The organism is Enterococcus sp. DIV1206 (genome assembly GCF_051712485.1).
Lineage (GTDB): Bacteria > Bacillota > Bacilli > Lactobacillales > Enterococcaceae > Enterococcus > Enterococcus faecalis.
Window position 1 is genome coordinate 758,249 of sequence record NZ_JBIOOZ010000001.1, and the last position, 20,251, is coordinate 778,499.

Annotated in this window: 21 protein-coding genes; 17 read left to right on the forward strand and 4 right to left on the reverse strand. The window is 37.2% G+C overall.

The features are described 5' to 3' along the window. Positions 1 to 34 precede the first annotated feature (34 nt). The 12 genes from IGK86_RS03820 to IGK86_RS03875 all read left to right on the forward strand — a co-directional run bounded on the left by IGK86_RS03820 (position 35) and on the right by IGK86_RS03875 (position 12,494). Positions 35 to 340 carry a hypothetical protein gene (locus IGK86_RS03820; protein WP_023042474.1) on the forward strand — a complete coding sequence of 102 codons (306 nt, stop codon included), beginning with the start codon at positions 35 to 37 and terminating at the stop codon, positions 338 to 340. Then, entirely contained in the window at positions 327 to 4,847 is a 4,521-nt protein-coding gene (locus tag IGK86_RS03825) for a phage tail tape measure protein (RefSeq protein ID WP_438742049.1), read from the forward strand. Before IGK86_RS03820 ends, IGK86_RS03825 begins: the two co-directional genes overlap by 14 nt. Further along, positions 4,844 to 5,566 (forward strand): hypothetical protein, encoded by a 723-nt coding sequence (locus IGK86_RS03830; RefSeq protein WP_438742052.1) that lies wholly within the window; start codon positions 4,844 to 4,846, stop codon positions 5,564 to 5,566. Before IGK86_RS03825 ends, IGK86_RS03830 begins: the two co-directional genes overlap by 4 nt. Then, the gene (locus tag IGK86_RS03835) at positions 5,566 to 7,014 is read left to right on the forward strand and encodes a phage tail spike protein (protein ID WP_438742055.1); all 1,449 of its coding nucleotides are present in this window, start codon (positions 5,566 to 5,568) and stop codon (positions 7,012 to 7,014) included. Before IGK86_RS03830 ends, IGK86_RS03835 begins: the two co-directional genes overlap by 1 nt. A 1-nt stretch (position 7,015) precedes the next feature. After that, entirely contained in the window at positions 7,016 to 7,756 is a 741-nt protein-coding gene (locus IGK86_RS03840) for a hypothetical protein (protein WP_438742057.1), read from the forward strand. Between the two features lie 40 nt (positions 7,757 to 7,796). Further along, positions 7,797 to 8,276 carry a hypothetical protein gene (locus IGK86_RS03845; RefSeq protein WP_438742608.1) on the forward strand — a complete coding sequence of 160 codons (480 nt, stop codon included), beginning with the start codon at positions 7,797 to 7,799 and terminating at the stop codon, positions 8,274 to 8,276. Between the two features lie 18 nt (positions 8,277 to 8,294). Beyond that, positions 8,295 to 8,672, forward strand: coding sequence for a hypothetical protein (locus IGK86_RS03850; protein ID WP_033624715.1), 378 nt, complete (start codon positions 8,295 to 8,297; stop codon positions 8,670 to 8,672). Position 8,673: 1 nt separating this feature from the next. Then, positions 8,674 to 8,796 (forward strand): XkdX family protein, encoded by a 123-nt coding sequence (locus tag IGK86_RS03855; RefSeq protein WP_002368228.1) that lies wholly within the window; start codon positions 8,674 to 8,676, stop codon positions 8,794 to 8,796. Positions 8,797 to 8,806: 10 nt separating this feature from the next. Next, the gene (locus IGK86_RS03860; RefSeq protein WP_438742059.1) at positions 8,807 to 9,187 is read left to right on the forward strand and encodes a phage holin family protein; all 381 of its coding nucleotides are present in this window, start codon (positions 8,807 to 8,809) and stop codon (positions 9,185 to 9,187) included. Between the two features lie 12 nt (positions 9,188 to 9,199). Further along, positions 9,200 to 10,306 carry an SH3 domain-containing protein gene (locus tag IGK86_RS03865; RefSeq protein WP_438742061.1) on the forward strand — a complete coding sequence of 369 codons (1,107 nt, stop codon included), beginning with the start codon at positions 9,200 to 9,202 and terminating at the stop codon, positions 10,304 to 10,306. A 235-nt stretch (positions 10,307 to 10,541) separates the two neighbouring features. After that, a complete protein-coding gene (locus IGK86_RS03870) occupies positions 10,542 to 11,048 on the forward strand; it encodes a QueT transporter family protein (RefSeq protein ID WP_002356499.1) in 507 nt (168 codons plus the stop codon). Between the two features lie 237 nt (positions 11,049 to 11,285). Further along, positions 11,286 to 12,494, forward strand: a complete 1,209-nt coding sequence (locus tag IGK86_RS03875) for an aminoacyltransferase (RefSeq protein ID WP_002413453.1) — start codon at positions 11,286 to 11,288, stop codon at positions 12,492 to 12,494. A 51-nt stretch (positions 12,495 to 12,545) separates the two neighbouring features. On the opposite strand, the gene IGK86_RS03880 is transcribed toward IGK86_RS03875, so the two are convergent. From IGK86_RS03880 to IGK86_RS03895, 4 genes are read right to left on the reverse strand one after another with little or no spacing between them, the layout of a single operon-like run. Next, positions 12,546 to 13,181, reverse strand: a complete 636-nt coding sequence (locus IGK86_RS03880) for an ECF transporter S component (RefSeq protein ID WP_002356501.1) — start codon at positions 13,179 to 13,181, stop codon at positions 12,546 to 12,548. A gap of 3 nt (positions 13,182 to 13,184) precedes the next feature. Next, positions 13,185 to 13,739 carry a phosphopantothenoylcysteine decarboxylase gene (gene coaC / locus IGK86_RS03885; protein WP_002359573.1) on the reverse strand — a complete coding sequence of 185 codons (555 nt, stop codon included), beginning with the start codon at positions 13,737 to 13,739 and terminating at the stop codon, positions 13,185 to 13,187. After that, positions 13,736 to 14,509: a phosphopantothenate--cysteine ligase gene (coaB, locus tag IGK86_RS03890; RefSeq protein ID WP_002359575.1), complete on the reverse strand. Its 774-nt coding sequence runs from the start codon at positions 14,507 to 14,509 to the stop codon at positions 13,736 to 13,738. Before coaB ends, coaC begins: the two co-directional genes overlap by 4 nt. Before the next feature lie 15 nt (positions 14,510 to 14,524). After that, entirely contained in the window at positions 14,525 to 15,517 is a 993-nt protein-coding gene (locus IGK86_RS03895; RefSeq protein WP_010707222.1) for a YhdH/YhfP family quinone oxidoreductase, read from the reverse strand. Positions 15,518 to 15,780: 263 nt separating this feature from the next. Here IGK86_RS03895 and IGK86_RS03900 point away from each other — a divergent pair, with 263 nt between their 5' ends. The 5 genes from IGK86_RS03900 to IGK86_RS03920 are packed head-to-tail and all read left to right on the forward strand — an operon-like array spanning position 15,781 to position 20,165. Continuing rightward, positions 15,781 to 16,323 (forward strand): helix-turn-helix domain-containing protein, encoded by a 543-nt coding sequence (locus tag IGK86_RS03900; RefSeq protein WP_002356507.1) that lies wholly within the window; start codon positions 15,781 to 15,783, stop codon positions 16,321 to 16,323. A gap of 25 nt (positions 16,324 to 16,348) precedes the next feature. Continuing rightward, the gene (locus IGK86_RS03905; protein ID WP_002356508.1) at positions 16,349 to 17,434 is read left to right on the forward strand and encodes an ABC transporter ATP-binding protein; all 1,086 of its coding nucleotides are present in this window, start codon (positions 16,349 to 16,351) and stop codon (positions 17,432 to 17,434) included. A gap of 18 nt (positions 17,435 to 17,452) precedes the next feature. Continuing rightward, positions 17,453 to 18,259, forward strand: coding sequence for an ABC transporter permease (locus tag IGK86_RS03910; protein WP_002356510.1), 807 nt, complete (start codon positions 17,453 to 17,455; stop codon positions 18,257 to 18,259). Then, a complete protein-coding gene (locus IGK86_RS03915; RefSeq protein WP_002356512.1) occupies positions 18,259 to 19,095 on the forward strand; it encodes an ABC transporter permease in 837 nt (278 codons plus the stop codon). Before IGK86_RS03910 ends, IGK86_RS03915 begins: the two co-directional genes overlap by 1 nt. Further along, positions 19,092 to 20,165, forward strand: coding sequence for an ABC transporter substrate-binding protein (locus IGK86_RS03920; RefSeq protein WP_010823906.1), 1,074 nt, complete (start codon positions 19,092 to 19,094; stop codon positions 20,163 to 20,165). The genes IGK86_RS03915 and IGK86_RS03920 overlap by 4 nt, the downstream gene beginning before the upstream one ends. Positions 20,166 to 20,251: the final 86 nt, after the last annotated feature.

A 20,251-nucleotide genomic window follows, 5' to 3' on the forward strand; every position in this document is an offset into this window, starting at 1 on the left:
TTTCCCCAATATCACTTTAAAAGAAATTGAGCGTATGACTCCTTATGAATTTAATTTACGGATAAAAGCTGTAAATTTACGTGCAATTAACGAAGAAAGGAAACTATACGTTAACGCGTTAGCTACACGTATTTTTACAACACCAGATGAAAAGGGGCAACGCTATATTTTTAACGAAGTGAAAGATGTCTACGACTTTGAAAAGCTTGAACGCGATGTGCGAGGGGAAATCTCGCAACGAGAAGCGGAAAAGCTAAGCGAGCTAGAAGAAAACGCTCGTCGATTAGAACAAGCAAGAAAAATTGTTGAGGAAAGGAGGAAACAACGTGGCACAAAGTAAAACGGTTAAGGCGGTACTTACAGCAATAGATAAAGGCTTTACTCAGACAATGGGCAGTGCTACCTCTTCGCTAAAAAAACTTAGCTCAAATGCTTCTGATATTCCCAGTAATTTGAATACAGTTAGTGGCGCGATGAAAAGTTTCGGAGATAAAACTGCAAGTATCGGCCAAAGCATTGAAAAAGTCGGCGGTTCGATGACTAAAGGTATCACACTCCCAATTGCGGGTGCCGTTGGCGCAGTAACAACCGCAGCGGTAAAATGGGAAAGTGCTTTTACTGGAGTTAAAAAGACCAACGATGAGATGGTCGATTCTAACGGTAAAGTCATTTATTCTTATGATGATTTAGAAAAAGGCCTTAGAGATTTAGCAAAAGAATTACCCACTAGTCATGAAGAAATTGCAAAAGTAGCAGAAGCAGCTGGACAGTTAGGAATAAAAACTGATAAAGTTGTCGGATTTACTAAAACAATGATCGATATGGGCGAATCAACAAATATGTCTGCAGATACAGCGGCTACATCCCTAGCTCGTTTTGCTAACATTACGCAAATGTCACAAGATAAATTTAGCAATCTTGGTTCAGCGATAGTTGACTTAGGTAATAATTTAGCGACTACCGAATCAGAGATTACAGAGATGGGCTTACGTTTAGCAGGTGCAGGAAAACAAATTGGCATGACCGAAGGAGACATTGTAGGTTTTGCGGCGGCGTTATCATCTGTTGGTATAGAAGCCGAAGCGGGCGGATCGGCATTCTCTAGATTAATGGTACAAATGCAATTAGCAACTGAAACAGGCGTTGAAGCTTTTGCACCGCTGAAACAAGCAGTAGCGGAGCAAGGCGTGTCTTGGGAATCTTTTGTGCATGCTGTAAACTGGGGTGGAAAAGAACTGACGGCAGTTTCTAAGCAAATGGGAATACCTACCTCAGAATTAAAGAAAATGTATAAAGAAGCCAGCAAAGCTTCGGGCAGTTTAGAAGATTTCGCGAACGTAACAGGTCGAACTAGTGAAGAATTTGCACAACTATTCAAAAGCAATCCATCTCAAGCATTAATTGAATTTATTCAGGGCTTAAAAGACTCAGAAAAACACGGAATATCAGCTATTAAAGTGTTAGATGATATGGGAATTACAGAAGTTCGATTACGTGATAGTTTATTACGTGCAGCTAATGCAAGTGATGTCTTTGAAGGTGCTGTAAAACGAGGTAACGAAGCGTTTAACGAAAATACAGCTCTAGCAGAAGAAGCAGGTAAACGTTACGGGACTACAGAATCACAGTTAAATATTTTACGTGGTCAATTAAACGATGTAGCAATTACGTTTGGCGGTCCATTAGTAGCCGCATTAAATAGCGCGATAAGTGCTGCTAAGCCTATGATTGAAGCTTTAGCAAATATGGCTGAAGCTTTTGCATCAGCTGATCCAAAAACGCAAGAGTTCATTTTGAAAATGGTTGCGTTAGCTGCTTCTGCTGGTCCCGTGTTAAAAGTTTTTGGGAAAATGACAAGTGTTTTTGGCAAAACAATTTCAACAATGTTTGAAACCGCAGGAAATATCGATAGCAAGTGGCAGCAATTTATTACTAAGCCCATCGTTAATGGTTCTAGCAGTGCATTACAAGCTGTAAAAGGGTTTGTTTCTAAATATAAATCAAATCTAGCAGGGCTTGAAAGCGCAGGAGTTAATGTAAATGTATTAACAAGATTTACCACGTTAGGAGAGACTATTTCAGGCCTTTTTCCTACGCTAGATACATTTAGAGCAAATCTACGAGCAAGTCAAAGACAGCTGAATATGCTAGGGGAAGGGAATAAAGTTACTAACTTTTTTCGTTCTTTTTCTGCTTCTTTACAATTATCTAACAGTAAGTTAGCGAAATTTGCCTCTGTTGTTATTAATCCTGTAGGGTCGCTAAGGAATTTATCTTCTGCAGCTGGCAAATCGGGAACGGTTTTATCAGGACTTGGCGTAGCCGCCTCAAAAGCAGGTGGGGGTTTTAGAACATTTGCAGCAACAGGGATACGATCTATAGCTAGCTTAACAGGAGCTATGTTGAGTAATCCCATAACGGCAATTTTAGTAGCAATAACCGCTACGATAGTTGGTGTAGTGCAAGCTTGGAAATCCAATTTTATGAACATTCAAGGTTACGTGAAAACTGCTTTTAGCGGAATAGTAAAATCGTTTAAAAGTGTACTTCCTAGCTCCGCGAGTGTTACTAAAACAATAAAAGGATTAGGAAATATATTTAAGTGGTTAGGTACTGGTACGATTGTCGGTGTCACTTTTGCAATAGCAGGTTTTGTAGATGGCTTACGCGCTATCGTTACTGTAGGAAAAACAGCGGTAAACGCTATAATGGCAATTGCAAACGGCGTAAAAGGACTTTGGAAACGGCTAAAAGGTGATTCTAAAGGCGCAGACAAAGCTTTTAAAGATGTGAAAAAAAGCATGTCTGATATAGGCAAGGATTGGGACACAATGTTTTCTGATTCTGCTATTAAAAACGCTATTAAGAGCACAGAAGAGTTAGGGAAAAAATCGAAAGACACTACGAAAGCCATGTCCATGAATATGGAAGAGGTATCAAATAGTGTTGAAGATTACTCCTCAAAACTTGATGAAGCTAAACAGGCAATGACTGAACTTTTCTCACAGCAAAATGGTAGTACGGCTGGCGTAGAAACATATTTCAAGAATACACTTGATTTAGTTACGAATTTAAAGGAACAGCAGAAAAAGGCTGTTGAAACCTATAACAAGCAAATTGAAGCAGCAGAAGGAAAATCCGAAGCTGAAAAGCAAAAGATTTTCGCTAATGCCTCAACCGAGTATATGAAGGCTGTTCAATCGTCCAATAATGATTTGTTAAAAGTTTATACGGATTATTCTAATCAGTTGAAAAATAACAAAACGATAGAGGGGCAAGAGTTAACTGAACAGCAACGAGCGACTTTACAGAATCAAACAAATATTATTCGCGATAATTTAGTAGAGCAACAGAAACAATTTGTTGAAGCAGGTGTAAATAAGCTAAATAACAATCAAATGTTAAGCGAGCAAGAAAAAGAGCAAACCTTAACAAGCTTACGAACACTTGGGGAACTTCAAGCGCAACAAGTGCAAGAAAATAACGCCCAAATTCAGCAATTAGAAACACAAAAGAACCAAGCAAAAACAGAATCTGAAAAAGCCGCTTTCCAAAATCAAATCACCCAATTACAAACACAAAACAGCCAGATACGCCAAAGTGAATTAGAGCAAGGAGCGCAACTTCTAGCGATTATTTCACAAAACGGTGCAAATAAAATTGCGGTGACGGCTGATAATTTAGCACAGCTTAAAGGTGTGACAGACCAACAGCTTTTAGGCATTTATCAATCTTATGTAAATAACGGTGCTAGCATTGATCAACAGATGGCTTTATTAGCTGGCATATTACGCCAACGGGGGATTGAAGGCTCTAACGGTTTGGTTCAAGGGTTACAAAGCAACGACCCTAAATTATGGGCGAATATGTCAAAAGCTGACATTGTGAATACCTTGCAATCATTACCGCCTGATTTGTTTAAAAACGGTCAAGATGGTAAAAACAAATTAATCGACGGGTTGAACTCAGGAAAAGTTGAAATCAATAATGTCGGTCAAGAGTTAATGAATCAGATGAACTCAGGCGTAAAAAATAAGAAAGCAGAAGCGGAAAAAACTTCTGGTGATGTAGCTTCATCTGGTGCAAAGGGCGCAAAAAGTAAAGGTAAAGAATACAATAGCGGCGGTAATTCTAATGCTGGAGAGTATAACACAGGGCTAGCGAAACAGAAAAGCAACGCAAAACAAAAAGGTACCGAATTAGGTTCAGCGCCAGTTGAAGGAATAAAAACAAAAGCTTCTGCTATGCAAAGCGCAGGAGAACAGCTTGGACGTAGTTTTGTTCAAGGATTATCTTCTCAGGTTGGTTCGGCTAATAATGCAGGTAGAGATTTAGGAAATGCTGTTAAAAGTGGTGCTAGCTCGGTAAGTATGGTATCAGTCGGTTCGAATCTAGCTAGTGGTGTTGCTTCTGGTATTCGGGCAAGCCAAGGCGAAGCAGTGGCTGCTATGCAAAATTTAGTAGCCGCAGTTAATGCAGAAGCACAGAAAAAAGCAAAAATTAAATCACCATCACGCCTATTGAAATATGATGTTGGTGTTTTCCTTGCACAAGGTGTAGCTGCAGGTATTCGAGAAGATACGTCAGTTGCCGTACAAAGTGCAAAAGATATGATTTCAAGTATCCATCAATCCATTACGGGTAGCCGTTTGATGAAACGTTCAAATGCAATTGAGGTAAAACATTCTATAGATAATACACCAATGGGAAAAATGGTAGAAATCTTAGAAGAAATACGACATTTAACTGTTGTTATGGATACTGGTCAAGTAGTAGGAGCGCTAGGTAGCCCAATGAATCTTAATTTAGCAGAACAACAAAAGCAAGATGGGAGGTATCGTAGTTGATTGAAATTGTAGAATATATGGCCAAAGGTCGTTTTAATAGCAAAGAACACGGTTTCTACATTATTGAACACGATGCTCCTTCCGCAGAAGAAGTGGAAATTATTGAACAAATTCCTTTCATGCAAGGGCAGTACGATTTTTCCATGCTTACAGGAGAACGAATTTTTAGTAATCGGACTGTTACAGTTACCTTTTGGCGACCTAATACGCCATACGAAGAACGAAAGGCATTAGAGGCGAAAGTAAAAGAAGAATTGATGATGGATGGAATTGATTACATTGATGATTCTTGGTTACGTTCAGGGCTTCGCTGGTATGGAAAATGCAAAAGTGTGAAAGCAGAAGATGACGCGTCAAGTAATTCATTAACGTTAACAGTAGAATTTGACGTGTATCCTTTTGCTTTAAGGGAAAATATTTCTTATTCCGATGTCTTTGACGAGGACTTTTTCACAGATGATAGCGCCGATAATTGGACAGGCTACTATATCCATGGGCAAAGGGAAATTTTCCTTATTAATATGGGAGCGAATGCCTCTAGCCCAACAGTAAAGGCAACATCTGCTATGCGATTAACTACTGATGACGGAACAACAATAAAAGTTCCGAAAGGCGAATCGCAAGATTATTTCTTTAAATTAAAAAGAGGGACCAACCACTTAACTATTTATGGCGAAGGTCATATCTCTTTCTTTATGTCTAGTGAGGTGATGGTCTAATGTATCGAGTATTATTGTTTGATAATCCGAACAGAAAGAATCCAAAGATTGTTCATGAGCCATATAGCTATGGTGAGAAAATCAAAGATAGTGAAGTATATTTATCGCTTAACGGATTAGGAATTTCTACTTTTGAATTTACCTTTAATATTAACAATAAATACTATCAAAAGATTGAGCCGATTATTCACTTTATCCAGATTGTGGATGTTACAAGAAATAAAGAAATTTTTTATGGTAGAGTTGCTAAAATCACGAATAAAATGGAAGCATCAGGAAGCTTTTCTCAAACTCTCTTAGCGGAGGATGAGAAAGCTTTTTTATATGATTCTGTTCAAACCTATATGAAACCAACACGGATGACTGTATCTGCTTATTTACAAAAAATACTCGATGCACACAATAAACAGGTTGAAGCGCATAAGCAGTTTCGGCTTGGTAGAGTGAATGTTGTAGATAATGGGGACTTGCTAAGAGGATTAGGCTATCAAAGTACAGCGGATACCATTAAAGAAAAATTGTTGGATAGGCTGGGCGGTACGTTAACACTTCGACGCGTTGGGAATATAAATTATTTAGATTATCTATCTAATTATGGTGTGAACAGTGAAACTCCTTTACAGTTAACCAAAAATCTAAAAAGTGCTACTCGAGATATTGATATTTCTGAATTGTTTACAAGGATTGTGCCCGTCGGTCAAGATATTGAAGATACGTCAAATACTGATATTGAAGTGGGAACAGATTTTTCACGACCTAAATACACCATCGAAAAAGTAAATGGCGGTAAGAATTACCTTGATGATGAAGCGTTAATCAAAAAATTTGGATTAAACACGGGCATTGTAGAATTTTCAAATGTCAAAGACCCATCAATTTTAAAACGTCGAGGGTTGCAATGGCTAAAAGACCAAAGCTTGATGTTGGTAACTTGGACAGTTGAAGCCATTGAGTTAGGGCTATTGGATAAACGGTATGAATTAATCACTTTAGGAAACAGTTATAAAGTAGATAATCAATTTATTTATGCTGTAGAACGATTACAAGTGATTGAGAAAAAATTTAGTATTTTAGAACCGCAAAAGGTTACTTTGACTATTGGTTCGAAAAAGAAAAAACTGACCGATTATCAAAACGAAATAAAAGCTATTCAATCCAATTTAGTAAACGTAAAAAAATTTGCTGCAGCAGGTGTTCAGAACATATCAGATCTAATAAAAAAACAAGAAGAATTTGACAATGATTTATCTGTTCAAAGTAGTAAAGTTAGTTCTTTGGAAGACTTAACCAGTGAATTATCAACAACCGTGACAGAATCGACGGAAGCCTTTAAACAATTAGCAAGTGATTTAACAAATACAGTTGAATCCGTAGGCACTGTTCAAACTGATATGAAAAAAGTATTGGATGATTTAATCAAGCGCGTAGAGAAACTAGAAAATAAGTGAGGTGGTAAAATTGGCGCAAGAATTTAAGGATACTCGACCAACAAATGAACCAAATACAACAGTTGATTATCAAGACCCGACCGATGTCGATGAGGTGCAAGATGAAATAAAAAACGGTGTGATTGATCCTATTTCTCGAACATTCGCTTTGTGGATTCGAACAAAGATGTATCGACGACATGTTCGAGAATCTTTAGCTCGTATGATGGAGTATACCAGTGTTTTATTTAATAAAATAAAGGCTATTTCTGAAAATACAGAAAAACGTCAATCTAAAGTGGAACAACGTCAAACCAATTTAGAGGAACGCTTTAAAGATGTCATCGCAAATGCTACAACAGATAGCGAAGTTATCGATGCTCGAAGTAGTGAAAACTACGGGGATTTTAAAACGTTAGACGAGAGGTTAGAGTATATAGAAAAAATTTTATCTTCCTCTATTCCTGAAGGATTTGATATAACTATTGAACACGGATTGGGAACAAACCCGCTAATTGTGGTTAGATCATGGATATATGGGATAGGCGTAGCTCCATTAGGAACTGAACCAGAAGGTCTTTTTGGTGGTACTGCCTCTACATCCGTTCCTTGTAGCGTAACACATATTAATTCAAATAAGTGTGTAGTTACGATACCTAAGGATTATAAAACTTCGTACACCCCAAATAAAATTAACGATAATAAGTATCTTATTATTGATGAAGAAAATAACCGGTCAATCGTTTTTGATTTATCGATATAGGAGGAGATTTTTTATGTCATTTCAAGAAATTTATCGCGGTATGGAAAATGGCGCTGAAGCTATTAATCAAAATTTCAAAAAAGCGATTGATAGCACAGGTAATCAAACCATATTAGGAACAAAAAATTTTCAAGAAGGATTATTGTACAAAGGATTAACGGTACAAGCAGGTATGATTGAACGAGCGATTACATTAGCTGATAGAAGTGATACAACAAATGTTACAGATGTAAACGGAAAATTAATTCGGATTGGAAATATAGTTTTTCTAACTTTTAACTTTAAATGTGACACTTGGCCTAGTGGAACAGAGACACGTTGGATCATTAATATTCCAAAAGGATATAAACGTGATCAAGGCTATCCAGCGCAAACCGCTTTGTCTTTAGTTCGGAATGCGAATCAACCAGCGGATGCCCGTGCATTTATTGATCAAAATAGTGTAATACAAGTGAAATCTGGTAATGGAAGTTCTTATGTTTCAGGAATGTGGATAACACCAGATGCGTGGCCAGTATAATAATTAGGAGGAATTGAAATGAAAACTATTTTTAAAGTATTGTATCCGCTAGGATATGAAGAGCATCAAGTAGAAGATGATTTCCCAACCGTTTTGCCTTTTGTGGAAATTAAACCATTGCAAGGATTAAAAAATCCTCAATCTCAGTTCTTTAACTTTGAAGAAAATAAATGGGAAGAAGCGGTAACACAAGATTATTCTAAAAAATTAGCTTTATTAGAAAATCTTTCTTTGGGGTTGCAGGCATCAAATAGTGAACTGGAACAAGCAAATGAGAAATTAACGAAGAAAGCAGATAATTTTGCGCAAATTAGTGCAAAATCAATGCTTGCGATTAATCAATTAACCAATCAGGTAAAAGAAATTAACGAAAAATTAGCAGAAGGAGTGGAATAAAATGTTTACATTTGATGACATTAAAATGATGTATGACTGGGGCTGTTTTACAGATGAACAAGTAATGGAGTTTGTCCCACTTTGCATTACAGAAAAAGAAGCGAAAGAAATTGTCGGAAAGTAGGTAAGTAGTTTTGGCGTTATTTGATTTTTTGGAGCGTTTTGTAGCAGATCCAGAGCATAAAGCAGTATATGTTTTAATGTTGATTTGTATTGCAATGACTATCGACTTTATTAGCGGCACTATCGCAGCCAAGATAAATCCAGAAATTGAGTTTAAAAGTAAAATAGGAATCAACGGAATATTAAGGAAAGTAGCAAGTATTGTCTTGCTACTTTTTTTCATTCCCTTAGCACCGTTAGTACCTGGTGGCGCTGGTGTGGGGCTGTTATATGTTCTGTATGTGGGCTATCTGATGATGGAAATTAAATCGATATTTGAGAACTATCAGAAGATGGGAGTAGTTACGGAACTATTTGAAGATTTCATAAAAAATTTAAAAAATAAAAAATAGGAAGGTGTCTTTATGAAGAAAACTGTTAAATTATTAGTAGCTGTCGGAATGGGATTAAGTTTGATGTTACCAGTTGGCGCAAATGCTTACCAAATTGAACAAGACCCAATCAATTTTGGCGGCTATTTTCCCGGTTATGCAACTAACGAATTGATTGTATTGCATGAGTCAGGAAATGGAAACAATGTCGGTCCAAATAGTTTAGACAATGAAACAGCTTATATGAAACGGAATTGGCAAAATGCGTATGTTTCATATTTTGTTGGTTCTGGCGGTCGAGTGAAACAATTAGCACCAGCAGGACAAATTCAATGGGGCGCAGGACCAACAGCGAATGCAAAAGCCTATGCTCAAATCGAATTAGCACGAACGAATAACAAAGAAACGTTCAAGAAAGACTATGCAGCCTATGTTAATTTGATTCGTGATTTAGCAACTCAAATCGGTGCAACATTTGATTTAGACGATGGTACAGGATACGGAATCGTAACGCACGATTGGGTTACCAAAACTTGGTGGGGTGATCACACTGACCCATATGGATATTTAGCAAGTTGGGGAATTAGCAAAGCACAATTAGCACAAGATTTACAAACTGGACTTCCAGAAGATGGTCACGATGTTATTGTAAACCCTGGCAAACCAAACAAGCCTAAATATAAAGTAGGGCAGAATGTTCGTTTTACAACAATCTACAAAACTCCAGATGCGCCAATCGAGCAACATATCAATGCAGATACTTTATGGACACAAGTTGGTACAATCACGCAGAAATTAGATGGTCGTAAAAACTTATATCGGATTGAAAATAGCGGTAAATTATTAGGTTATGCGAACGATGGCGATATTGCGGAATTGTGGGAAAATAGCAAACCGAAACCAGCTAAAGTTTTTACTATCGGTGTAAATGAAGGGATTGTGTTACGTACTGGCTCACCTAGTGTGTATGCGCCAGTATATGGTATTTGGCCAAAAGGCGCACAATTCCGATATGATTCTGTTCACGTGGCCGACGGCTATGTTTGGTTAGGGGGAACAGATTCAAACGGAACAAGAATTTACATTCCTGTTGGTCCAAATGATGGTGATCCAAATAATACATGGGGTACAGGATATTAAGAAATAAGCAAATCCCTACTCCTCATTGTGAGAGGTAGGGATTTTTTTGTTTATTTGCCACAAACTTGCCACAAAAAATAGTGAAAATATGAAAAAATATGCTAAATGAAAAACTTTGGGAATCTCGGAAACCTTGATAAATCAATGTTTTTATATCATGAAATACATGCTATAATGGAGTTCAAGGTTCATCAACCATCCCTTGTAAAAAAACTCGGAGAAAGAAGGAAAAAGTATGCAAAATTCGTTTCAAGCCAATCGAAAGCTAAGAACAGTCTTAGCCAATGGTATCATTATGGGCTTATATATTGTCCTCTCTTTATTGGTTCGGCCAGTTTCTTCTGGTATGATTCAATTTAGAATTTCAGAAAGTTTGAATCACCTAGTCGTTTTCAATCGCAAATTGATGTGGGGTGTTTTAGGCGGCGTTATCTTTTTTAACTTATTTTTTGGTTTCGGTGTAATGGATGCTCTGTTTGGTGGAGCGCAAACATTATTTGCGTTGAGCTTAACAGCTTTTTTACAAAAAAAGGTACCAAGTATTCCTGTTAGAATGTGTCTAAATAGTCTATTTTTTACTGTAAGTATGTTTTTTATTGCCTTTATGCTAGTACCAAGTGGCGGTCAAGCATTTTGGACAACTTATGGTTGGTTAGCATTAAGTGAAGCGATTATTATGACGATTTCAGCACCAATCATGTATTTTATCAACAAGTCATTAAAATTTGAAACACGTATTTAATTGAAAAGATGTGGATAGAAATGATTCATCCTTTGAATGGCAGTGAAGAAAAGTGTCGTTGCTATTAGTGAACTAAGTGGTAGAATGAACTGTTTCTACCTCGTCTTTTTTACATAAAGAATAAGATCTACATTTTTTCTAAAAATTTTCATGTAAAACTTTACTAGTCTGTTGGAATACACTATGATAGTGTAAGATAAACGGACTATTGGAAAGTCACAGCAGAGGAGTTTGAACATGTACACATTTAAAATCGGTATTCCGGCAGAAGTACACGATACATTTGTTAAAAATCACCCATTATGTAATTTACTACAGTCATCTTCATGGGCAAAAGTCAAGGATAACTGGGGTTCTGAAATTGTTGGGGTTTATGAAAAGGATACATTAGTCGCATCAAGTTTAGTTTTAATCAAACCATTACCAGCCGGTTTTACGATGTTATATACACCAAGAGGTCCAGTAATGGACTATACAAATGAACGTCTGGTCAGCTACTTTATGGCTGAATTGAAAAAATTTGGCAAGAAAAAACGAGCTTTATTTATAAAAATGGATCCAGCGGTTCATTATCAAGATTTCCATTTGGGAGAAGAACATCAACCGCATGCTGAAGCGACAGCTATTATTGAGACCTTGAAAAAAGCAGGGGCCAAATATCAAGGACTGACAATGGATATGGGGGCCACCATCCAGCCCCGCTTCCAAGCGAATATTTATCGTGAAGATTTTAGTGAAGAACAATTGTCAAAAAGCACCAAGAAAATGATTAAAACAGCTGAAAAAAAAGGGGTCGTTGTGCAGCAAGGGCATGTTGACTTTGTTGATGAATTTGAAAAAGTCATTCAATCAACCATGGAACGCCAACATATTTCTTTACGGAATAGTGATTACTTTAAGAAGCTGTTGAACATTTACCCAGAAGACTCCTTTATTATGCTGGCGCAAGTCAATTTAAAGGAACGCTTAGATAGCACGCGACAACGCTATGACAAAAATCAAAAAGACTTGAGTAATTTGAAAGAAAATCAAGTGAAAAAGCGCCATAATTTAGAAGAATTAGATGCTTCCTTGACTCGGGAACTAAAAGAATTAGAAGAAAATATCGCAGAAGCTGGTGAAATCGTCACGGTTGCTGGCGCCTTGGCTGTGACATTTGGTCCAACAAGTGAAATCCTTTATGCTGGCTTAGATGATCGTTATAAACGCTACATGCCAACTTATGTGACTTGGCGAGATGCCATTCAAGAATGTTTTAATCGTGGCTGCGAAAGCTGTAATATGGGCGGCTTAGAAGGTAGTTTAAATGATGGCTTAATTAAGTTTAAAGCGAACTTCAACCCAACGATTAATGAATTTATTGGGGAATTCGATTTACCGGTTAATAAATTATTATTTAAAGCCAGTGAATATGCCTATAAATTACGAAAACAAAAAAATAAATAAAAACCACAGGGACTAAAAATCAAACTTGATTTTTAGTCCCTGTGGTTTTTTCTATAGTTTTTGCGTTGCATTTCGTTTCATTAAGCGAAGCAAAACGCTAGCAATTGCTGAAGCAGCTACACCAGCAACAAGAGCTTCTGGCACACCAGAACTGAAAATCGTCGCAATAATAGCTAGGTAAACAGCAGTTCCAGCTTTACCAATAATTTCAGCATAAGCTGAATTAAAAAGAAAATAAATCATGTTCATGACTAAAATGGTATTCGTTGCTGAGCCTAAAACACCAGCCACAAATAAGGAGACAGGTTGCGCTTTTTCCTTCGTTAATTTATTTAGCCATTTGTAAGCGAAATAAGGAACGACCCCAATTAAAATCCGCGGAATGAGCACAATTAAAAGAGCCTTCCAACTACCGTGATCGGTACCGATCACGGGAATAAATGGAGAAAAAACAAACGACAAAGGTGTTGGTGCTGTCGTATTTTTAATTAAGCTAATGATCCCAAACGTGCCGCCCAACATACTACCGATTTTTGGCCCTAAAACAATGGAACCAATAATTACAGGAATATGCATCGTGGTCGAATTTAAAGGACCTAATGTGATAAATCCTAGCGGGGTTAAAGCCAGTAAAAGTAAGATAGCTAAGAACATGGCTGTTAACGTAAATTTTTTCGTGTTATTCATAAATTACTCCTTGTTATCAGATGCTAAAATTTTCATCACTGTTTGAAGGATATCTTCAACAGTGGCAAGTGCGCCACGACCATAATCACCACAAGCTAATAGAGCTTCACGTGGGATTATTTCTTGATAGCCGACTTCTTTTAAAATGCCAATATTTCGTTGGACAATGGGGTTTTGGTACATATACGTATTCATCGCGGGCGCAATAATTTTTGGTGTTTCAGGATAAAGCGCCAAAGCAACTGTTGATAATAAGTCGTCGGCAATCCCATGGGCTAATTTCCCAATTGTATTGGCCGAAGCAGGTGCTACTAAAAATAAATCCGCTTTTTTAGCTAACTCAATGTGATTAATTTTACTGGGATCAATTTCCATCATGACATCCGTATGCACTGGATTCTTAGAAAGTGATTGTAAGGTCAGCGGAGTGATGAACGCTGTGCTGCTTTTAGTCATTAAAATTTCCACATTGTAGCCAAGCTTAGCTAGTTGACTTGTAATATCTGCTGCTTTATATGCAGAAATGCTGCCAGAGACGCCTAATAAAATAGTTTTCATTGTTGTTCTCTCCATTTCTTTTCAACATTTTTAACGATCATTGAACCAATCCCTTGTTTTGAACAAGCTTCTTGGACAATGCCCGTTTCGTTAATTAATAATCCTTCGTGTTCTGTTTCATGAACGTTCATCAAGTCATTGGCTAAGACAAAGTCACACCGATTTTTAACCAAAGCGGCTTGTGCAACCTGGACGAGTTCTTCTTGTGAAACGTCGACAAGTAATTTAAAGCCCACTAAAACAGTTTGGGGTTGCTTGTCACGAATCATTTGGATGACTTTAGGATTTTTCTTTAGAAAAATTAATAATCGGTCCGTATCAGATGAAATTTTTGTTGCTGTTTGAGGAATATCAGCAATCTGATTCAATGTGTTTTGAACGATAGTTACCAAGGCTTCTTTGGTCTTTGGCAATGTTTGTTCGCTTAATTGTTGAGCAAAAGAATCAATAAATTGTTCTTCCGTTTGCGCGGTTTCCGTCGTAAAATCACTGACTGCCATTGCGTGAACAATCGCATCAAATTGCTTTTCAGCAAAGAGTTGTTCTAACGTAGTGGCTAATTCAACCGTTGTTTCTATTTCTTTAATTGATAAGTCCAATTGTTGGGTTGGACGTAATGCATGTTTGGTTGTTACGTAGGTTACGGTGTGTCCCGCAGCTAAAAAACTTTCAGCAATTGCTTTTCCTAGTCCGCCAGAAGAATGATTGGTAATCGAACGAACATTATCAATCGGTTCTGACGTTCCGCCAGCAGTAACTAAAACATCCATAATCAAAACGCCTCCTTAAGAAATTCGGACAATGGTCCGTCCAATATGTTGGCCTGCTTGTAATGCTTCAAAAACAGGGGGAAGTTCTTCTAAAGTAATCTCTTGATACACAGCTTTTTCAGTGATGTCTAAATCAGTGGCAAGACGTTGCCAGACTATTTTTCGTTTGTCCATACCAACATTAACCGAATCAATGCCCAATAAATGAACGCCCCGTAAAATAAAGGGTAAAACGGTTGTCTCTAATGTAATTCCAGCAGCGCGGCCACAAATGGCTGAACGGCCATCATAACGAAGTTGTGGTAAAACAGCAGAAGTAATTTCCCCACCAGTGGTATCAATTGCAAAAGCAAAACGCTGTTTCATCAATGCTTTAACAGGAGTTGCTAAGAAATCTTCTACTAATAAGCATTCACTAACACCTAACTCTTTTAAAAGCTCAAAAGAATCTGGCTTTCTAGTTAATGCAGTGATTGAAGTGTAGCCTAATTGATGCAACATCGCAATAGACAATGTCGCAACACCGCCTGTCGCACCAGTTACAACGATGGGGGCTTCTTTGTCGTCGCGTAAGCCATCGTCTTCTAAAGCTGTGACAGATAATCCGGCCGTAAAGCCAGCAGTTCCGAAAATCATTGCTTCTTTGAGACTCATTTTTTCAGGAAGTGGAACTACCCAATCGCCAGGAACACGCACATATTCAGAATAACCACCAGTATGACTAACCCCTAATTGATAGCCTGTTACGATCACTTTATCGCCTTCTTTGAAACGAGGATCTTCCGATGTGACAACAGTGCCACTGACATCAATTCCTGGAATCATTGGATAATTGCGAATCACACCGCCGTCTTTTTTTGAAGCTAAAGAGTCTTTAAAGTTAACTGAGGAGTAGGCTGCTTTGATTACTACAGTGCCTTCTGATAAATCGTCTAAAGTAATGGTTTCTAGTTGACCAATAACAGATGTATCTTGTTCTCTTAACGTAAATGCTTGAAATGAATTCATATAAAAACTCTCCTTCCAATTATGTAAAAAAGCAACTCGTCTTATTTTATCATATTCTGATTTTTTCGTATCATTTTTCTTCTTATAAACAGTAAGTTATACAGAAAAGAAAGATTGTGTGACAATTAGACTAGAAAAATAAAGAAAAATGGTTGAAATTTTTCAAAAAGTTCGTATACTAAAAAAGGTAAAACTAAACTGTAAGTTTAGTATTACAAAACTTTTGTTGAAAAGATTAGCTGAAAATAGAAACGAGGTGTGCCATGGAAATTGGTGAGAAGTTGAGAAATTTACGCATTCAGAAAAATTTAACACAAGAAGAATTAGGCGAAAGAACGGATTTATCCAAAGGCTATATTTCCCAATTGGAGCGGGATTTAAGCTCACCATCAATGGAAACATTTTTCTCAATTTTAGAAGTACTAGGCGTGACGCCAGAGCAGTTTTTTAGTCAGCAACCGCTTGAACAGAAAATTGTCTACAATGAAGAAGAAAGTACCCTCTATTATGATGAAGAACATGGCTATGAACTAAAATGGTTAATTCCAGCCTCAAATGAAAAAGAAATGGAACCTGTCATTATTACTTTTGATAAAAATGGCGAATATAAAACGTTTGAACCTTCTCTATCAGAAACATTTATTTATGTGATTGATGGCTCCATTCGTTTGACATTAGGGGAAGCCACGTATATTGCTAAAAAAGGTCAAACCATGTATTACCAAGCAACAGAACCTCACCAAATTAGCAACAATGGTCGAGGAAAAAGTCGTGCGTTAATTGTGGCGACAGAATCGTATTTATAAAGGACGAAATGGAGGAGTTTATCCAGTGAGAAACCATGTGATTTCATTTGAAAATGTTGTCAAACAATTTGACGATGAACCAGTATTAAAAAATGTCAGCTTTGAAATTGAAGAAGGAAAATTTTATACCTTATTAGGACCTTCAGGATGTGGCAAAACAACGATTTTGCGTATTATTGCGGGATTCAATGACGTGACTTCTGGCGATGTTTATTTTGATGGTAAAAGAATAAATGATGTACCTGCCAATAAACGCCAAGTCAATACCGTGTTTCAGGATTATGCTTTGTTTCCTCACATGAATGTTTTTGATAATGTTGCGTTTGGTTTAAAAATCAAAAAACTATCCAAAGCAGAAATTGAAAAAAAAGTGAAAGAGGCATTACGTTTGGTTCAATTACCGGGCTACGAAACACGTGAAATTAGTGAAATGTCTGGGGGCCAGCGTCAGCGGGTCGCAATTGCACGAGCGATTGTCAATGAGCCAAAAGTATTGCTTTTAGATGAGCCGTTATCCGCTTTAGATTTGAAATTACGCACAGCGATGCAATATGAACTACGTGATTTACAACAACGTTTAGGAATTACTTTTATTTTTGTGACCCATGATCAAGAAGAAGCATTAGCGATGAGTGATGAAATTTTTGTCATGAATAAAGGTCATATCGTGCAAAGTGGCACACCAGTCGATATTTATGATGAACCGATTAATCACTTTGTTGCTGACTTTGTAGGGGAAAGTAATATTGTGGATGGCGTGATGCTGGAAGATAATTTAGTTTCATTTGTGGGAAAAAAGTTTGAATGTGTCGATGGCGGCATGCGGAAAAATGAACCTGTAGAAGTCGTTTTACGTCCAGAAGACTTAACGATTACCACGCTTGAAAAAGGCAAGCTAACCGTAACGGTGGATACACAGTTATTCCGCGGCGTTCATTATGAAATTATTTGTTTTGATGAACAAGGAAACGAATGGATGGTGCATTCCACTCGAAAAGCCAAAGAAGGCGCTCAAGTAGGGCTCTCTTTTGAGCCAGAAGATATTCACGTGATGCGCTTCAATGAATCAGAAGAAGACTTTGATGCCCGTTTAGAAAGTTACGACGAGTAAACGAAAGGGGAAAATAAAATGAAAACAATGCGTCGAATTTATTCGATTCCCTATGTAATGTGGTTACTTTTATTCGTCATTGCGCCAGTGCTAATGATTATTTATCAATCATTTTTCGATATGAATGGCCAGTTTACCTTGGCGAATTACCAAACGTATTTTACATCAGGAACGTATTTAAGTATGACCATTAATTCAGTGTGGTATGCTTTTCTGATTACCATTTTTACGTTATTGGTAAGTTATCCTACGGCTTATTTTTTGACAAAGCTCAAGCATAAACAGTTATGGTTAATGCTCGTTATTTTACCAACTTGGGTGAATTTATTATTAAAAGCTTATGCTTTTATTGGGATTTTCAGTATTCATGGGAGTATCAATCAGTTTATGAGTTTTATGGGTTTGGGTACGCACCAAATTCTGTTTACAGATTTCAGTTTTTTATTTGTCGCAACGTATATTGAAATTCCATTTATGATTATGCCGATTTTTAATGCCTTAGAAGAGATGAATCCTTCATTGATTAGTGCTAGTCGGGACTTAGGAGCTAGCAGTGCGGAAACGTTCCGCCGTGTCATTTTTCCTCTCTCCCTAAACGGTGTGAAAAGTGGTGTTCAAGCTGTCTTTATTCCTTCGCTCTCGCTCTTTATGTTAACACGTTTAATTGGCGGCAATCGGGTGATTACGTTGGGGACGGCGATTGAGGAGCACTTCTTAGTAACGCAAAACTGGGGCATGGGTTCAACAATTGGTGTGATTTTAATTGTTGCCATGTTTATTGTGATGTTGCTGACGGGTGAGAAGAAGAAAGGGCGTGGCAAATAATGCAAAAGAAAAAGTTTAAATGGTCTTATGTGTATTTATTCGTTGTCTTTGCGCTACTGTACGCACCAATCTTTTATTTGATTTTTTATTCGTTTAACGACACGCAAACGATGAATCAGTTTACTGGTTTTACGTTAGATAATTATCGGAACGTTTTCGAAGACACACGCTTGTTAACCATTGTTCTGAATACGTTTTTGCTAGCTTTCTTATCGGCTTTAATAGCAACCATCATTGGAACATTTGGCGCGATGGGGATTTATTATACAAAACGTCGTAAAAACCGGAACACGTTGCTTAGCTTTAATAACATTTTACTCGTTTCACCAGATGTTATTATTGGAGCCAGTTTCTTAATTTTCTTCACGGCAGTAGGGTTTATCAGTTTAGGTTTTACAAGTGTATTATTGTCGCATATTGCCTTTAGTATTCCAATTGTTGTTTTAATGGTTTTACCAAAACTACAAGAGATGAACGATTCTATGGTAGATGCGGCACGGGATTTAGGGGCCAATAATGTTCAAGTGATTAAAAATATTATTTTGCCTTTTTTAGCGCCAGGAATTATTGCTGGCTACTTTATGGCCTTTACTTATTCGTTGGACGATTTTGCCGTAACATTCTTTGTGACAGGCAATGGTTTTTCAACATTATCTGTTGAAATTTATTCACGAGCACGTCAGGGAATTAGTTTAGAAATCAATGCCTTAAGTGCGTTAGTGTTCCTATTCTCAATGATTCTAGTTGTCGGTTATTACTTTATCAGTAAAGACAATACGCCAAAACGTTTAAAGAAAATGCGTCGGGAACAAAGTGAGGTGGCCAAGTTAAAATGAAAAAATTACAGTCACTTTTTATTGGAATTATCGCTATTATTGTCATCTTGTTTTTTGGCGTGCGCCAATTGGAGAAAGCAAGTGGCATGGCAGGAGCAGATACCTTAACCATTTACAATTGGGGGGACTATATAGATCCGACCTTGATTAAGAAATTTGAAAAAGAAACAGGCTATAAAGTCAATTACGAAACCTTTGATTCTAATGAAGCTATGTATACAAAAATTCAGCAAGGTGGCACAGCCTATGATATTGCCATTCCTTCTGAATATATGATTCAAAAAATGATGAAAGCGAAGATGCTTTTACCACTTGATCACAGCAAATTAAAAGGCTTAGAAAACATTGATGCACGCTTTTTAGATCAATCCTTTGATCCCAAAAATAAGTTTTCCGTTCCGTACTTCTGGGGCACGTTGGGGATTATTTATAATGATAAATTTATTGACGGCCGTCAGATCCAACATTGGGATGATTTATGGCGCCCGGAATTAAAAAATAATGTCATGCTGATTGATGGCGCTCGCGAAGTGTTAGGATTATCTTTGAACAGTTTAGGCTATTCGTTAAACAGTAAAAACGACCAACAATTACGTCAGGCTACCGATAAGTTAAACCGATTAACGAACAATGTCAAAGCAATTGTTGCCGATGAAATCAAAATGTACATGGCTAATGAAGAAAGTGCCGTTGCTGTAACTTTCTCTGGTGAAGCTGCTGAAATGCTAGAAAACAATGAACATCTACATTATGTGATTCCCAGTGAAGGCTCTAATCTCTGGTTTGATAACATTGTGATGCCTAAGACAGCCAAAAATAAAGAGGGTGCCTATGCATTTATGAACTTTATGTTACGACCAGAAAATGCAGCACAAAACGCAGAATATATTGGTTATTCCACACCAAATAAAGAAGCTAAAAAACTATTACCAAAAGAAGTTGCTGAAGATAAACAATTTTATCCAGATGATGAAACCATCAAACATTTAGAAGTTTACCAAGACTTAGGTCAAGAATACTTAGGAATTTATAATGATCTGTTCTTGGAGTTTAAGATGTATCGGAAATAAAAAAAAGTACCTTCATAACTTTCGAATCGCCCCTAAAAGCTAGATTTTTAGTCTAACTTTTAGGGGCGGCTTTTATTCATACAAGC

Bases quoted from the DNA above. Each gene is read 5' to 3' on its own strand.
- IGK86_RS03820 (WP_023042474.1), top strand. From the start codon at position 35: ATGACTCCTTATGAATTTAATTTACGGATAAAAGCTGTAAATTTACGT.
- IGK86_RS03835 (WP_438742055.1), top strand. From the start codon at position 5,566: ATGTATCGAGTATTATTGTTTGATAATCCGAACAGAAAGAATCCAAAG.
- IGK86_RS03845 (WP_438742608.1), top strand. From the start codon at position 7,797: ATGGAAAATGGCGCTGAAGCTATTAATCAAAATTTCAAAAAAGCGATT.
- IGK86_RS03850 (WP_033624715.1), top strand. From the start codon at position 8,295: ATGAAAACTATTTTTAAAGTATTGTATCCGCTAGGATATGAAGAGCAT.
- IGK86_RS03855 (WP_002368228.1), top strand. From the start codon at position 8,674: ATGTTTACATTTGATGACATTAAAATGATGTATGACTGGGGCTGTTTT.
- IGK86_RS03865 (WP_438742061.1), top strand. From the start codon at position 9,200: ATGAAGAAAACTGTTAAATTATTAGTAGCTGTCGGAATGGGATTAAGT.
- IGK86_RS03870 (WP_002356499.1), top strand. From the start codon at position 10,542: ATGCAAAATTCGTTTCAAGCCAATCGAAAGCTAAGAACAGTCTTAGCC.
- IGK86_RS03875 (WP_002413453.1), top strand. From the start codon at position 11,286: ATGTACACATTTAAAATCGGTATTCCGGCAGAAGTACACGATACATTT.
- IGK86_RS03880 (WP_002356501.1), bottom strand. From the start codon at position 13,181: ATGAATAACACGAAAAAATTTACGTTAACAGCCATGTTCTTAGCTATC.
- coaC (WP_002359573.1), bottom strand. From the start codon at position 13,739: ATGAAAACTATTTTATTAGGCGTCTCTGGCAGCATTTCTGCATATAAA.
- coaB (WP_002359575.1), bottom strand. From the start codon at position 14,509: ATGGATGTTTTAGTTACTGCTGGCGGAACGTCAGAACCGATTGATAAT.
- IGK86_RS03895 (WP_010707222.1), bottom strand. From the start codon at position 15,517: ATGAATTCATTTCAAGCATTTACGTTAAGAGAACAAGATACATCTGTT.
- IGK86_RS03900 (WP_002356507.1), top strand. From the start codon at position 15,781: ATGGAAATTGGTGAGAAGTTGAGAAATTTACGCATTCAGAAAAATTTA.
- IGK86_RS03910 (WP_002356510.1), top strand. From the start codon at position 17,453: ATGAAAACAATGCGTCGAATTTATTCGATTCCCTATGTAATGTGGTTA.
- IGK86_RS03915 (WP_002356512.1), top strand. From the start codon at position 18,259: ATGCAAAAGAAAAAGTTTAAATGGTCTTATGTGTATTTATTCGTTGTC.
- IGK86_RS03920 (WP_010823906.1), top strand. From the start codon at position 19,092: ATGAAAAAATTACAGTCACTTTTTATTGGAATTATCGCTATTATTGTC.